Origin of the sequence: Staphylococcus cohnii species complex 1663, from assembly GCF_041008415.1 — a bacterium.
GTDB classification, from domain to species: Bacteria; Bacillota; Bacilli; order Staphylococcales; family Staphylococcaceae; genus Staphylococcus; species Staphylococcus ureilyticus.
On sequence record NZ_JBFDVL010000015.1, the window covers coordinates 1 to 15,533 of the forward strand.

Here is a 15,533-nt window from a genome sequence, read left to right on the forward strand (position 1 = left end):
TTAATTTATATAAAAATTTTACATTAAACAAATCACTATATATAATGAAATTAGCAAAATCTGTTTGAAAATTTAAATGTTTTAGTTATTTGGAGGAAGTTATGAAAAAAATTATGATAGTTTTTGGCACAAGACCTGAAGCAATAAAAATGGCGCCATTAGTTCAAGTGTTAAAAAATTGCGAGCAATTAAAACCAATAGTTGTGATTACTGCTCAGCATAGAGAAATGTTAGATGGGGTTTTGAGTACTTTTAAAATCAAACCAGATTATGATTTAGATATAATGAAACAAAATCAATCGTTATCACAAATAACATCAAATGTACTTGAAAAAATGGAAGAAGTAATTGAAATAGAAAAACCAGATATGGTATTAGTACATGGTGATACCACTACTACATTTTCTGGAGGGTTAGCAGCATTTTATCATAAAGTAGCAATTGGACATGTTGAAGCAGGATTACGTACATATGATAAGTATTCACCTTTCCCTGAAGAAGTGAATAGACAAATGGTAGGAGTTATATCAGATCTGAATTTTGCGCCTACTTTAAAAGCAGCATATAACTTGGAAATAGAAAATAAAAATAAAGATACTATTGTTGTAACTGGAAATACAGCTATTGATACAATGAAAACAACAATTGATAAAAATTACAAATCTGATATTCTAAAAAAACATGAGAATAAAAGAATAATTCTTTTAACTGCACATCGTCGAGAAAATATAGGAGAGCCTATGCACAATATATTTAAAGCTATGAAAAAAATTGTTGATAATAATGAAGATATTGCAGTTATTTACCCTATGCATAAAAATCCGAAAGTAAGAGAAATTGTAAATTTGTATCTTTCTGATAATGATCGAATCGAATTGATTGAACCATTAGGAGTTATTGATTTTCACAATATAGCTAATCAATCAGATTTAATTTTAACTGATTCTGGTGGAATTCAAGAAGAAGCTCCATCTCTAAATAAACCAGTACTTGTTTTAAGAGAAAATACTGAAAGACCTGAGGGAGTGGAAGCAGGAACTTTAAAAGTTATTGGAAATAACTTTGACTCAATTTATAAAGAAACACAAAATTTATTAAATAATAAAGAAGAATATGAACAAATGAGTTTAGCTAAAAACCCTTATGGGGATGGATTTGCTTCCGAACGTATAAGAGATAATATATTATACTACTTTAATTTAATAGATGAAAAACCTCAAGCTTTTATGTAAAAAAGTAAAAAACTTTATCATGCGATAAAACGCATGATAAAGTTTTTTTATAAAATATTAGATCTTTTTAATTCATTTATAATTCTCTCAGTATTTTTATTATCATTAAATTCATTAATTTTACTATATTTAATTTTGTATTCTTTTTCTAATGTATAATTATTTCCTATAGCTTTCTGGACAGAATTCATTAAAGTATCCACATCTTTTGCTACAGGGCCGGGAGCATTCATTTCATTTATAGGTGGAATAGCTTTGTAGTTTTCAATTAGATAATTTTTTTCTTCCCAATAAAAAATTGGGTAAGCTCCCCTATAAATGGCATCATAAATTGCAGAAGAATAATCGGTAATAAAAATATTAGATAATTTTAAAGCTGTACTTGGATTAGGTTCTATAATATGTTTATATTTAGGCATATTATCATAAATAAATTCAGAGAATTTATTATGAGGCACAATTAATAATCTTTCTAGCATATTATTTTTTTCGAAAGCTTTTATAACTTTTAATATTGACTGAAAATAACTAGTTTTTGTAATATCTCCTGAGTAAATTAATCTTTCTTCCCAATACCTATATGTAGGCATATAGGCTATTTTATCAGCATTATCATTTAATTTAGCATTATCAAATGTAGCTAAACCTGTTTTAATTAATTCTTCTTTATCATATCCCATTTTATAAAATTGTTCTGCTTCTAAATCTGACGATATAACATTCTTAATATTATTATATTTATTATAATATTTGTGAAAGCCATAAGCCATAGGGTTATCCACTGGTTTAGCAAACATAATTCCATGTTGTAAAAACACACTAGGGGTTTGCATTATTTTTTCTCTAAGTGAATCAATATATAACCTGTCATTTATAAGGTGATTTGGTAGTTCAGACGAAACGAAATAATCAGAATTGTATATATTAGTAAAATGTTTCAAACTATATTTTTTAATTAAATTTTTGCCATACTTTTCTTTTAATTCGTTAAAATAAGGAGCGTTTTTATCCAAAATAAAATAATTTTCAGAATTAGTATTTTTCATAGTATAAGCTTTATCAAAAACCTTAATTGCAGATTCTTCAGCACGTTCACTTTTCTTCTCAAAAAAAAGATTAATATTTTTTCTTTTTTTCTTTTTTGATAATACTTTAGCTAAAAATATTTTAAATTTGCTTGATAGTGTATATTCTGGAGAAAAAGGTATAGACGTAAGAGTTACATTACTCTTTAAATTATTTCTCAATACCATAGCATTGTCTTTATAACGTCTGATTTTATATGTTTTTACGGGTTTAGAAAAGGGCGTTAATTTAATATTGTGTAGAGTCATATTTTCATCTCCACATAAGAGATTATTATGGATTCTATTCATATTTTTAATGTCCTGATAATTTACTTTACCATAAACCAATTGATTTAATAATTTCCAATTTTTAAAGGGTCTAGAAAATTTACCTATATTATTTTTATTATTTTGTAAGTATAAGTTATCAAACTTATGTTTTGCTTTATAACCATTATGTTTAAATAAACCAAATATATGGAAAGATTTTGAAGTAGCAAAAACTTTTAATATTGATCTGTGTTGTGACATTAATTTTGGATTAGAACGTAGTATATGTATACCATTAGATTGATTAAATATAAAATAGCGTTTTTTCTTTAATATAAAAACTGCTAATATATGATTGTTTCTTATACCCTCAGATGGTCGTAATTTTTTTAAAAGAGTTTGTGAAAGTTTAACGTTATTTAAATCAATCGTTTGACTGTCTGCATTTTGAAGATTTTTCACTAATAACTTCTGAGGACTTAATAATTCTATATATATATTTTCATTTATATAAGAAACGTCAAAGAGTAATTTCACTAATTTTACTTCATTTAAAAATCTATCATAACTAATAAATATTGTTATATTATTATATTCAATAGTACAAATTTTCACATACCTTTGTCTATTACTATAATTAATACTTGTATTGTCAGATAATTTTTGAACTACAATTTTTTCATAAGAATTATGTGCAAAAAAATCGTCTACTTCAAATAAAAGAATGTTATCTATTTCTATTTGTGCTATATATTTGTTTGTAAAATTTATTTTAACTTCACTTTTATTGAAATTATGAATTTCTACTGGGAATATATAATCTATTTTATATTTGTTTGCAATTTTCACTTTATTATGTTTTACAAAAACTAATAAGTAATCATCTATTACTGATAATAATCTATTACTAACTTTCAAATCACAAATTTCCTCATTTTCAATATCTGATAATTTGAATGAATTGTCCTCTAAAGTTGTTGGATCAGTGTAAATCATAATATCGTTCTGTATATTGAAATTAAAAAGATTACTATATTTTTTAATATCCATTATTAACAACTCCTAAAAATAAATACTGAAAAACTTTTAAAACCATAGTGTATAATTCTATTCTAAATAATTATATATTTCAAATCTAAATTTATAAAAATAAGTATATTATGAAATATCTACAATACACTTATTTCTTCTTTTTATTTAATTAGATCTTTACATTCGAAAAAAGAATAAATATTAGGTGAAATAGGCAATAAAAAAGCTCCTAATTAAAGGAGCAAAAATGTAAAATAATAATTAAAAATGTCATTATATGAGCATTTAACTATATTAACACATATTCTTATTTTATGTGTATTTTAAAATTTACAGGTAATAAAATCATTGACTTTAGGTGACTAATTATACATAAATTTAAAATATACAATCACAAAAATAATTATTGTGTTTTAATATTTTTTAAACATATTAAAATTCTTTATCGTGAATATTTCCTTCAGAATCTTTGATTAATCCAATTTTGTCCAATATATCTTCTTTAGATTCAATATCAATATTTGAAAAATTTATTTCTTCCTTTAAATTTTTATATTTAAGTAAAAAATAAAAAGTAGTAAAAGAAGTTATTATTAATAATACGTTTTTCATTAAAATCCCCCCATATAAACACTAGTATAGTATAATAGTATCATATAAATATATGAATTTAAATTTCGCAAAAGAAATTAAAAAATCAAAATATTTATATAAGGAATTTTAATTAATTATGTGTTGTATTTAATATAAAAGGAGATTTTTTGAGGGATAATTTTTCAAAAAGTAATTCTTATTATAATTTCTATAGCATTTGTTAAATTATTTTTTATAGACAATAAAGAAAGTTCTGTAATTTTATCAGATGATAAAGATATATATTGGATTTCAACAATAGAACTTTATTAATAAAAACTCTTAAATGAATAATCTATACAAAATCACTATCTATAAGGCTTTATTTTATGTAAACCAAATAAAAAGTCCGAAACACTGTTAAATCAATGTTTCGGACTTTGATCGTTTGTGACCATTTATACATTGTTGTTTTAACAAGTTTTCATTCTCTTTCATAAGGTAGTGTTATTTATAAATATACATTAAATCATTAACAAGGTAGTTATGCTGTATTATACTTGTAAAGCACTTCCTGTGCAAAAAGGGGGTGCGATGTACAAATGAATATTGCACTTTTTGTTCTTACGATAGTCATTTGTCCTATTATTACAAGGATAATCTCAAATTATCTCTATGATAAATTCAAATGATAAAAGAACCCCCCCACAAAGCTTTGGACGGCTGTGGGGGGGTTTGATGTACAAAGAACATCATACTTTTTGTTACTCTTATAATAACGTAGTAGTTTAAAAAAGTGAACTGAGTTCTATTTTAGGGAATGTCTTTGTAACTATTGATATGATAGGGATTATAATTCGAATTGTTTAAAATAATGATTATTCTTTTTTAATTAGGATATATGTTACTTTTTTTGAAACAGTTTAGAGAGAATAGACTGTTTTTGTTCATTTTTTTTAGGTGTTTCTGACACGAAGATATTCTCTTTTGTATTTAAATCATCGGACTCTATAGGCTCACTATGACTTAATATATTTTGGCTATTTAAGTTTAATGATTGTTCTTGTTTTAAGGCAATTGTTAAATCATCAATTTGTCGATTCTTTTGTCGGCTTTTTATTCAAAATCGATTCTAAATAAGCTATTATACTATCATCTATTAACGATTTATTGCCTGTTTTTTTAACTTTTAAATTTGGTGGTAAATTTTTTAAGTGATAGTGAATTGTTTGTTTAGAAACATTTAAGCTTTCAGAAGCTTCTTTTACCGTTTTCATCAAATAACACTTCCTACTTTATTTGTTCGCCTTATAGTTTTTTATTTATATTCATTTTCTCTAAAAATGCTTCTTTTTGTTGTTCTGTAAATTCAGTTGTTTTTGGTTTGAGGGGTTCATATTTTTTCTGTTCTAACCATTCTGGCGTCATCTCACGATTTATATTTTGTTTCTTCTTACCTACATTCGCCATTTCAGGTTGTCGCTTTGAATGAATACGTTTCTCAGGTTCAAAAGTGAACTCTAACCACTCAATTTTACGACCTTTTTTAGCTTTAACTTTATTTATATTAAGATTCTTAAAAATTGAGCTTAATTCATTAATTATTGGCGCAAAAATATTTTTATTTAAATCAGTCATACGATAAGACTTAGGAATATCTAAACGTACTCTAAAATCTTCAACACTAATTTTTAAATAACCAGTGCTTTTATATTGTTTCAGTAGTCGAAACATATTTTTAGCATATGTTGATTTGAGATAAGTCATTTCTTGTAATTCAAACTTAGTGAAATCAGCTGTGATAGAGTTGAGTATATGCTTCAAATCATTATTAACACTAATTGCTAGGTGTTGTTCATCAACATCGACTTCGTATGATGTAAATAAAACAAACTTTTTAAATGATTTCCCATTACGTTCTGTATAAGTTAAATTCAACATTTTATCGTATACATGCTCTAAATCTTTCACAAAACGATCTTGTGAGCGAGAATAGTAATTACTAAGATGTTTTAATTCATCAAAATGTATTTCTAGTCTACGTGTGTCCTGTTCTTTGAGCTTATTACATAGAGTAAAAAACAAATCTACTTCTGTACTTGTGAATTTTCTTAAAGGTACTAAATTCATTTCGTTTCGATACACAACAGTCTCTCCAGTCATGTTATAATCACTCCTAGTAAAATAGAATAAGTTTAAAAGGAGTATAATTCCCAGTTATACTCCTTTTTTATTTCTTAAAGTCACTCTAAACCTCTGATAATACAATGTCAAGAGATTAAAGGAGTTACTTTTTTTAAGATACTCCCTTACTGTTACAAAACTACTCCCTTACTGTTACAAAACTACTCCCTTACTGTTACAAAACTACTCCCTTACTGTTACAAAACTACTCCCTTAGGGTCTCAAACTCCTTCTCGCAGTAAGTTTCAAAGGGCACCTAAAAAGGGTTTAAAAAGTTCTTAAAAAGATTATATAAAGTTCAGGGCAATTTTGCCCCATTTCAAAATCTAATTCAAAACCACTTCAAGAATGAATAAATTCTGAACGAATTTATAGTTATTTTAAAAACCTAATTCATTACTTTTTTCAAAAAAGTAATATCAAAAAACTTCTTGAACTCGCCGTTCAAACTGCAGGGAATTGGACAATCTCCAATTCCACTGCGTTTAGTGTGGCAAGCTATGCAAGTGTATCAACTCCTTATACTCATTCACTTCGTTCATTCCGTTACCGTTGATACACAAAAAATAAGATCCTAGAAACTTGTTCTAAACCCTTAGTTAATTATTAGTAATCTTTAGATAATTTATATTGTTTATATGCTAAATAAACAAGACTCGCTTGAACAATAACTTGAGCTAAACTTAAGCCCAAACTGATACTTTTTTTAATTTCTCACGATTAGCCATTTTTTCACTCCTTACATGTTTAATTATGATGACACCCTTATTTTGGATTTTAAAGGGGTATATAGCGCATTGAGTTATTTTAGTCATTACCCCTTAAAAATTACGATCAAGAGCATTTATGAGCTTCGCACAAAGCAGTAGAATACCCGTTAATAATATAAAGGGAATGAGATAAAGGAAATAAGCTAAGTAACGCCAAATGGATTTTCCTTCAACGATTTGATGATGAATCGTCTGTAAAAAAGTATCAATTGACAAGATATGACCAATAGGTCCTGTCACCATAGCGACTAACGCCACAACTAAAACCACGTAAAATAAGGCAAAAAGGCCATGGGTCATTTTATTTAAGGTCTTGTTGTATTTTTGAACTAGCTGGTCATTTTGTCGCATTTTACTTTCTAGTGTTTGCTTATAGGTCTGTATTTCATTTTCAGCTTGCTCATTGCGTTCTTTTAATGCTTGGATCAATTGGTCCGTTTGTTTATCTATCGCTTTGAATTTGGCATCTAAAGCCTGTTTAAAATCTTGTTGTTGATTATCTGTATTGAGTTTCTTTAAATAACTATTGGCCACACTGATATATTTAACTCTTGTATCTTCCGTTGCCTGATTAAAGGTCGAGATCGAATCCTCGAGTTCGCTCTTTAGCTTCTCGTTTCTGTTGTTCCGCTCGCTCTCGTTGTTCTCTAATTTCTCGAGATTTCTCATCAGCAAGTCTTGCTGCTTCAGCACGTTGTTGTTGTTCGAGTTGTTGGGTTCTTGCTTCAAATCTTCGCCAATCTGCTTGAGTTGCGTTTCGATCTGGCTGAGTTTCTTTTTGATCTCTTTCGTGTTCTCGTCTTCGTTTCTCGGTTCCAAAGGCATTGATTATCTCCTCCTTATCGTAAGCATGACCTAGTTTATTCCCACGTACTTTCTTGTCTTCCTCGATGTGTTTATAAGTAATTGTTTTTTCAGTTGTACGTGCGATTTCAACCCCTTGGGGTTTCAATAGTTCGTTAAATTCATCAAAATTTGTCGCATGGTTTTTAGTTTCTTCAATTGCCATTCTTACTTGGTTTTTCCAGGATGATTTCGCATTATTGGTTTGATCCATGATATTTTGTTCGGCTTGGGTATAACGTATATCAGCTGTTTTCTCTTTGACGATACTCAATTCATATTGTTGGCAAAGGGCATCACTTTGAGTCCGTATCTCGTAGAGTTTTTGGCGATCATTCACAAACTTTTTACCTGTTTCCATATTCACACTATTAATACAAATGTGATTGTGCAGGTGATTTTGGTCTGTATGTGTAAAAATGGCTACTTCATGACCCGGTGCGACTTGTGCAGCTAATGCGCGACCGATATCATTGGCTTGTTCTGGCGTGACGCCATCTTCAGGATCAAAGGATTGAATCACATGGTAGCCTTGACGACCGTTATCTTTACCGAATAATAATCGTGTTGTTTTCATTTGTTCTTTGACGTAATCGACATCACAATTCAGTCCACTTTTCTTTTCTGCCTTTTCTTCATTTTCGGCATACGTGATGAGGGCGTTCATTGCTTTGGTCGAACCTAATTTAATCGTTGCCATAAATATCTCAATCCTTTACGCAGCATTTCTAGTTTCCGTAATAACTTTTTAGCTAATGCCTCATCGATATGGCTCGTGTGCACGGCTTTGGTTAATTGATTTAAGTTCGTCCCAATCGCTCTTAATTCTTTCGCAATTTCTAAGGCGCCTTGTCGGTCGATACGCGGGTGTTTAATTCGTTTTTTCTGCGTCGCCTGTTTCGCAAGCATCGGAACCGATATATTAAGCGTTTCTGCCATGGCTTCTAAACGTTCATATTCTTCGGGGGTAACTCTAAATTTAATTTGCTTGCTTTCGTGTCTATGCTCCGTGGTCAAAAAGCGCACTCCTTTCTTAATCGATCGTTTGTGATGCGCCGTCAAAAATGTGACGCCGATGATCATCACAAAGTACGAATTATATTTTAAAGTTGTTCTATCTGATCAACTTTAAAATATCGGCTATTCAATGACTGACGCTAATTGTTTTACCAACAATGAACGCATCCTTGATATCCTTATCGTACATCGATTAAAGGAGTTTGGCAAGCTACGTATATGGTACCCATATACACAGCTTGTTGGTGGAAATCCCCCAAGCCCCCTAGGATTTTTTCTGCGAAAAAATAGCAAATACCGTTGAGTATTTGCTTAGTACAATGCGCAAAAATATGCGCATTAAATCATGAGCAATTACTCATAAAAGGTTAACATTTTTATTTTAGTAATTACTCACTAAAGCATTCCACCTATGTTAGAATATTAACTAAGCAATCACTCATATCAAATTATGTTATTTGATTGAGTATTTACTTAGTTAAAGGTGGAATCAAAATGCCAAGTCAAGAACAAAAGAAAGCGAAAACGATTAATATTAATTTAACGGAAGCCGAGTATGAAAAAGTGAAACAGTTAGCTGAAATCAGAAATTTAAATCCCACAGCTTATACCCGATTAGTTGCCTTAGGAAATCGGATTAAACCAACGGTTGTTGAAATACCTTCGAGCCAAATGACAATTGATACGAATAAAGATGTTGAAGATTTAAAATCGCAAGCTCAAGCTAATGCGTATTACGCCAACATGTTTAAACGATTTGCGAGTTATATTGAAGATGATCGTTTTTATATTAATCTACATGATGTTCAAAGTGATCGAGAACTGATTCAAGCCATTCATCAAATAAAAAAAGAATAATAAAATTTTAGTCAAAGATTTTTTGGTATTAAAAAATCAAAAATATAAATAGTTCGCTATCTTAACAAGCTATTTATATGATAAGCTTGTTAAAATTTAGGGAGAGGATGAGAAAATGAAAAAAACAATTTTTATAGCATTTGCAATGGAAGATGAACGGCAAAGAGATTTTTTAAAAGGGCAATCTTTAAATACAAATTCGTCATTTGAATATGTCGATATGTCTGTGAAAGAACCTTATGATAGCGATTGGAAAAAACATGTTGAAACCAGAATAAAAAAATCGGATGGAGTAGTAGTTTTAGTAAGCAAAAACTCTTTGAAATCTAGTGGTCAAAAATGGGAAATCTTATGTTCGAAAAAGAATAATAAAAAAATATTGGGAATTTGGGCTTATGCTGATGATAGAACAAATATTGATGGGGTATATACCAAAACTTGGAGTTGGGAAAATATTTCTAATTTCATAGATAATATATAAAAAAGGGGGCGCGTTTATGAAAGGTGCATTAATTGTTGGTATAGATTATTATAAAGAAGTTAATTCTTTATCTGGGTGTGTAAATGATGCAAATAATGTCATGGAAGTTTTAGAAAGTCATGGAGATGGAAGTCCGAATTTTGAGTGTAACTTACTAACTGCTACCAGTATAAAATCTGCTATAAATAGACGATGTTTGAAAGATAATGTGGAAGAATTATTCAAAAAAGATTTAGATATTGCTTTATTTTATTTTGCAGGTCATGGATACATAGATAATGCTGGTGGTTACATCATAGCTAGTGATAGTCATTACGGAGACGAGGGGCTGGCATTATCCGACATATTAACGTTTGCTAATAAATCTCCATCTAAAAATAGGATTATTATACTAGATAGTTGTCATTCAGGACAATTAGGCGATAGAGTTGGGGATGAGATGGCTACTTTAAAAGAAGGTGTTACTATTCTGACTGCTTCTTCTAAAGATCAATATGCAACGGAAGACGAAAGTGGTGGTGTTTTTACAAATTTATTTGTTGATGCTTTAAATGGTAGTGCATCTAACCTCAAAGGGGAAATTACACCGGGTAGTGTTTATTCACATATAGATCAGTCTTTAGGGGTATGGGAACAAAGGCCTATCTTTAAAACAAATATAAAGCAATTTGTATCTTTAAGACAAGTTTCTCCAAAAATAGCTACAAATAATTTAAGAAGAATAAGTGAATTATTCCCAAGGTATGGATATGAATACCCCTTAAATCCAACATATGAGCCAGAAGAAAAAGGAAGAGATGAGGGAATGCCATCTCCTGAAAAGGAGAATACGGAAATTTTTGCAATTCTCCAGCAATATAATAGATGTGGCTTATTAGAACCAGTTGATGCGAAACACATGTGGAATGCAGCTATGGAAAGCAAATCATGCAAGTTAACATTATTAGGAGAACACTATAGGAAGTTAGCCATAAAAAAAAGAATTTAGCCTCAATTTAAAATATAAACTGTATAGGATATACATTATAGCTACCTATAATAACTAATTATGTAAATCAATTTTCAATTACCATGTTGTTATAACAACATGGTAATGAATTATTAAAGACGATATCGTTAAAATCGAAATATTCATAGTTTAATATATAGTTTGCTTTTATTGACAATATTACCTTTTTAGCATAAAATTCATTACATCAACTTTTATTGATTTATTGAAGATTAATTATCATGTATCATTTTCTTGTTATAGGAGTTATTTTTGAACAATACATCAATTTTTTTTGATTTATTGTCAGAGTAATACAATTTAAATTATACGCGCAGAATAGGAGGACAAAATGACTATAAACCATGCAAGCACATTATCTGTTGATTACTTTACTAGTTATTTAAAACTCATTATGAAAGCAAGAGAATTTTCTTTAGAGGAAGCAATATTTTATATGAAAAATAACTTTTTTAAAGACAATATTTATTTATATGGAGAAGAAACGTCTAAACATTTTAATCAAGCAATACAATTATTAAAAAAAGAAGGGGATTTAAATGGAAAAAATTAAATCGTTCAATACAAAAGAAGTGTCAAATTGTAGTCAGGGAGAAACAACTTGTTGTTCATCATCTGACGCTATAGTTGAAAAAGAAGAACAAATGAAATTCAATTTAGATTTGCCAGTAGCTATTATTGGCGCAGGACCAATTGGACTTGCTGCAGCTGCCCACTTAACAATCAAAAAAGTACCTTTCATTGTTTTTGAGTCTGGGAAAACCGTAGGAAATAATATTCTTGAATGGCAACATATTCGTTTGTTTAGCCCTTGGCAATATGACATTGATAAAGCAGCGCGTAAATTACTTGAGGAAACGAATTGGGAATCACCACAAGATGATGTTTTACCTACTGGAAAAGAATTAGTGGATCAGTATTTAATGCCTTTGAGTAAATTACCTGTGTTAAAAGAATCTATTCAATATAACTCAAAAGTTATTTCGATTTCACGTAAACAAAATGATAAAATGAAATCATTAGATAGAGAAAAAAAACCCTTTGAAATTTATGTAGAAAAAAATAATGATATCGAAATAGTGGAAGCACGCGCAATTATTGATGCAACAGGAACTTGGGGCAACCCAAACCCGGCTACTTCAAATGGTGTCTGGTTAAACTCGGAGAAACAATGTTTAAATCATATTGAATATGGCATTCCAGAAATTGAAAATAATATAAATCGTTATGCAAATAAAACAGTGGCGGTAATTGGCGGCGGACATTCTGCTATTAATACTTTGCTAGAACTATCTAGTTTACAAAAAGAATTTCCAAAGACCAAATTGATTTGGATTTTACGGAAAAAAAACGTAGAAAATGCTTATGGTGGTGAAGAAAAAGATGCACTAGAAGCACGTGGTGAACTTGGAACTCAAATACATTCATTGGTTAATTTGGGTAAAGTGCAAGTATACACACCATTTTACACGATGCAAGTAAAATCAATGAATAAACAAATGGAATTAATTGGACGTTATGGAGACGAAGTGACAACTATAAAAGGTATAGATGAATTAATTGTCAATGCTGGAAATCGTCCAGACTTCTCAATCGAACAAGAACTACGATTGTCAATAGACCCTGTAACAGAAAGCGTTTTAGACTTAGCGCCACTTATAGACCCCAATGAACATAGTTGTGGTACTGTTCGTGCTCATGGGGAAGCTACTCTACGTCAATTAGAAAAAGATTTTTATATTGTAGGGATGAAAAGTTATGGACGTGCTCCTACTTTCTTAATGGCTACAGGATATGAGCAAGTACGTTCAATAACTTCTTACCTTTCAGGAGATATTGAAGGCTCTAAGCGAGTAGAACTTGATTTACCTGAAACAGGAGTTTGTAGTATAAATTTACAGGACAATAAAGAAAAAACAAGTTGTAGTAATACAACGACTGGTTGCTAAAAAGAGAAGACTCTAACCATTTTAATTGGTTAGAGTCTTCTCTTTTTAGCAATTCTAATAATGTAACTAAGAATAAGCTATATTAATTAAATCAAAGCTTACTAAAAAAATCATAAAATTTTACAACAAGTATCTTCTGTTAATATAACTTGTATTTGTTTTTCATTAATTTTATAGTAATTCCAAGTTCCATGTTTTTCGATATTCAAGATATTAGCATTCACTAACTTTTTTAAATGATAAGATATTTTAGATTGTTTTAAGTTTAATTTTTCTTCTAAATCGCATACACATAGGCTCTTGTTTATACTGTTACTAATTTCATTTATTATTTTAAGTCTAACTTTATCTGCTAATGCGTTAAACAATAACTCATAGAATTCAAGATGATTTTCTTTATTTAAATAATTCATATTTTTAATAGATTCCATAAAATAGACACTTCTTTCATTAAAAATTTCATTAAATTTTTAGATTATTTTTTGTTTTAAGTAACTTATAAAGTAGTCGATAGATAAAGTGATTGTGTGGTATATGGGCGAGTATAAATTATTACTTAAGTATGTTGATTTTACAGTTAATAAATCAAAAAAAATTGATTTATTAACTGTAAAACAATATTTAAATTATTGCAAGTTTAAAAGTTATGATTTTGGAAAAGATCAATAAGATAATTATAAAATTTTATAAAACTGAAGGCATGAATTTATCTTTAGTAAATGTATATATTATACATTTTAACTGCCTATAACACTTTATTATGTCAACCAAACCAAAAGCCCAAAACACTGTTAAATCAATGTTTCGGGCTTTTTCCATTTATTATTATTTATACACGGTTTATACATTGTTGATTTAACACGTTTTCATGTGTTTTCATATATGTTATTTTTGTATTTTTATTCAAAATTTCCTGTTACAAAGTATCGTTTTAAATTGATTATTTTTGTTATACTAGAAAGGCACTTCCTGTGCAGAAAGGGGGTGCTGTATATGCTTGTTGTAATCTCATTTGTCTTAGGTTTTATCTCGTCAGTTTTTGCCGATATAGTTGCGAACTATATATTTGATCAACTTAAGGGATAAAATAAAAGCCCCCACATTAGCTTGCCGGCGTGTGGGGGCTTTCTGTATATACTAAGTTGTAACTCATTTGTTAATTATAGGATAACATAACAGTCCCCAAAAGTGAACTGAGTTTGATTTTCCGAACTCGTACTATAGATACTGATATAACAATGTCTATAAATATTTATAGTTTATACATATTCAGTATCTATTAATGAGTAATACTGTTATGAAGGGATTTATAATTCGCTTTAAAAATAAGAATGGTTATTCTCATTTTTAAACTTTAGTTTGCTCAAAGCTATGTTATTTTTTTTTGAATAATTTTGAGAAAATAGACTGTTTTTGTTCATTTTGAACTGGTGTTTCTGAAACAAAAACATCTTCTTTTGTATTTAAATCATCTGTTTCTATAGGGTCATTATGACTTAATATATTTTGGCTATTTAAGTTCAAAGATTGTTCTTGTTTTAAGGCAATTGTTAAATCGTCAATTTGTCGATTCTTTTGTCGAATTTCTGATTCTAAGTGTGTGATATATTTATCAATATAGCTGTCATGACGTGCCTTTAAGGGCTCTTTTTTGTTTGTCGATTCTTTTGTCGATTTTTCGTCAAAGCTTGACGATTTGTTTGTCGATTTTTTATTCAAAATCGATTCTAAATAAGCTATTATACTATCATCTATTAACGATTTATTGCCTGTTTTTTCAACTTTTAAATTTGATGGTAAGTTTTTTAAGTGATAGTGAATTGTTTGTTTAGAAACATTTAAACTTTCAGAAACTTCTTTTACCGTTTTCATCAAATAACACGTCCTACTTTATTTGTTCACCTTATAGTTTTTCATTGATATTCATTTTCTCTAAAAATGCTTCTTTTTGTTGTTCTGTAAATTCAGTTGTTTTTGGTTTGAGGGGTTCATATTTCTTTTTTTCTAACCATTCTGGCGTCATCTCACGACTTATATTTTGTGTCTTCTTACCTACATTCGCCATTTCAGGTTGTCGCTTTGAATGAATGCGTTTCTCAGGATCAAAAGTGAATTCTAACCACTCAATTTTACGGCTTTTCTTAGCTTTAATTTTATTAATCGTAAGATCTTTAAATATAAAACCAAGTTCTTTGATTATAGGCGATAATACGTATTGGTTTATATTTGTCATGCGATAGGAAGTAGG

Annotated in this window: 14 protein-coding genes and 2 pseudogenes; 6 read left to right on the forward strand and 10 right to left on the reverse strand. The window is 29.1% G+C overall.

The window, feature by feature from the left end:
* Positions 1–101 precede the first annotated feature (101 nt).
* Positions 102–1,232 (forward strand): non-hydrolyzing UDP-N-acetylglucosamine 2-epimerase, encoded by a 1,131-nt coding sequence (gene wecB, locus AB1J10_RS12400; RefSeq protein ID WP_369003135.1) that lies wholly within the window; start codon positions 102–104, stop codon positions 1,230–1,232.
* 47 nt (positions 1,233–1,279) lie between these two features.
* Here the strand turns inward: wecB and AB1J10_RS12405 are convergent, their stop codons facing one another.
* The 7 genes and pseudogenes from AB1J10_RS12405 to AB1J10_RS12435 form a co-directional block, all read right to left on the reverse strand.
* Complete coding sequence (locus AB1J10_RS12405) at positions 1,280–3,619, reverse strand: CDP-glycerol glycerophosphotransferase family protein (RefSeq protein WP_369003136.1); 2,340 nt, start codon at positions 3,617–3,619, stop codon at positions 1,280–1,282.
* Positions 3,620–4,033: 414 nt separating this feature from the next.
* Complete coding sequence (locus AB1J10_RS12410; protein ID WP_369003137.1) at positions 4,034–4,213, reverse strand: hypothetical protein; 180 nt, start codon at positions 4,211–4,213, stop codon at positions 4,034–4,036.
* 865 nt (positions 4,214–5,078) lie between these two features.
* Positions 5,079–5,451 (reverse strand): annotated as a pseudogene (locus tag AB1J10_RS12415) (replication-associated family protein).
* Between the two features lie 31 nt (positions 5,452–5,482).
* The gene (locus tag AB1J10_RS12420; RefSeq protein ID WP_369003138.1) at positions 5,483–6,337 is read right to left on the reverse strand and encodes a replication initiation protein; all 855 of its coding nucleotides are present in this window, start codon (positions 6,335–6,337) and stop codon (positions 5,483–5,485) included.
* Between the two features lie 842 nt (positions 6,338–7,179).
* Positions 7,180–7,662, reverse strand: coding sequence for a DUF334 domain-containing protein (locus AB1J10_RS12425; protein WP_069973568.1), 483 nt, complete (start codon positions 7,660–7,662; stop codon positions 7,180–7,182).
* A 37-nt stretch (positions 7,663–7,699) separates the two neighbouring features.
* A complete protein-coding gene (locus AB1J10_RS12430; RefSeq protein WP_369003139.1) occupies positions 7,700–8,638 on the reverse strand; it encodes a relaxase/mobilization nuclease domain-containing protein in 939 nt (312 codons plus the stop codon).
* Between the two features lie 14 nt (positions 8,639–8,652).
* Positions 8,653–8,988: a plasmid mobilization protein gene (locus AB1J10_RS12435; RefSeq protein ID WP_186295134.1), complete on the reverse strand. Its 336-nt coding sequence runs from the start codon at positions 8,986–8,988 to the stop codon at positions 8,653–8,655.
* 495 nt (positions 8,989–9,483) lie between these two features.
* Between AB1J10_RS12435 and AB1J10_RS12440 the strand changes: the two genes are divergently transcribed.
* The 5 genes from AB1J10_RS12440 to AB1J10_RS12460 all read left to right on the forward strand — a co-directional run bounded on the left by AB1J10_RS12440 (position 9,484) and on the right by AB1J10_RS12460 (position 13,285).
* Positions 9,484–9,846 carry a plasmid mobilization protein gene (locus tag AB1J10_RS12440; protein WP_052623519.1) on the forward strand — a complete coding sequence of 121 codons (363 nt, stop codon included), beginning with the start codon at positions 9,484–9,486 and terminating at the stop codon, positions 9,844–9,846.
* A gap of 115 nt (positions 9,847–9,961) precedes the next feature.
* Entirely contained in the window at positions 9,962–10,327 is a 366-nt protein-coding gene (locus AB1J10_RS12445) for a TIR domain-containing protein (RefSeq protein ID WP_052623520.1), read from the forward strand.
* A gap of 16 nt (positions 10,328–10,343) precedes the next feature.
* Positions 10,344–11,315 carry a caspase family protein gene (locus AB1J10_RS12450; protein WP_052623521.1) on the forward strand — a complete coding sequence of 324 codons (972 nt, stop codon included), beginning with the start codon at positions 10,344–10,346 and terminating at the stop codon, positions 11,313–11,315.
* 352 nt (positions 11,316–11,667) lie between these two features.
* Positions 11,668–11,889, forward strand: a complete 222-nt coding sequence (locus tag AB1J10_RS12455; RefSeq protein WP_119614482.1) for a hypothetical protein — start codon at positions 11,668–11,670, stop codon at positions 11,887–11,889.
* Positions 11,876–13,285 carry an NAD(P)-binding domain-containing protein gene (locus AB1J10_RS12460; protein ID WP_119614483.1) on the forward strand — a complete coding sequence of 470 codons (1,410 nt, stop codon included), beginning with the start codon at positions 11,876–11,878 and terminating at the stop codon, positions 13,283–13,285. The genes AB1J10_RS12455 and AB1J10_RS12460 overlap by 14 nt, the downstream gene beginning before the upstream one ends.
* Positions 13,286–13,395: 110 nt before the next feature.
* Here the strand turns inward: AB1J10_RS12460 and AB1J10_RS12465 are convergent, their stop codons facing one another.
* The 3 genes and pseudogenes from AB1J10_RS12465 to AB1J10_RS12475 all read right to left on the reverse strand — a co-directional run.
* Positions 13,396–13,716, reverse strand: a complete 321-nt coding sequence (locus tag AB1J10_RS12465) for an ArsR/SmtB family transcription factor (protein ID WP_012817949.1) — start codon at positions 13,714–13,716, stop codon at positions 13,396–13,398.
* Between the two features lie 943 nt (positions 13,717–14,659).
* The gene (locus AB1J10_RS12470; RefSeq protein WP_369003140.1) at positions 14,660–15,157 is read right to left on the reverse strand and encodes a replication-associated family protein; all 498 of its coding nucleotides are present in this window, start codon (positions 15,155–15,157) and stop codon (positions 14,660–14,662) included.
* Positions 15,158–15,188: 31 nt separating this feature from the next.
* Positions 15,189–15,533, reverse strand: a pseudogene (locus tag AB1J10_RS12475) (replication initiation protein); the annotation flags it as partial.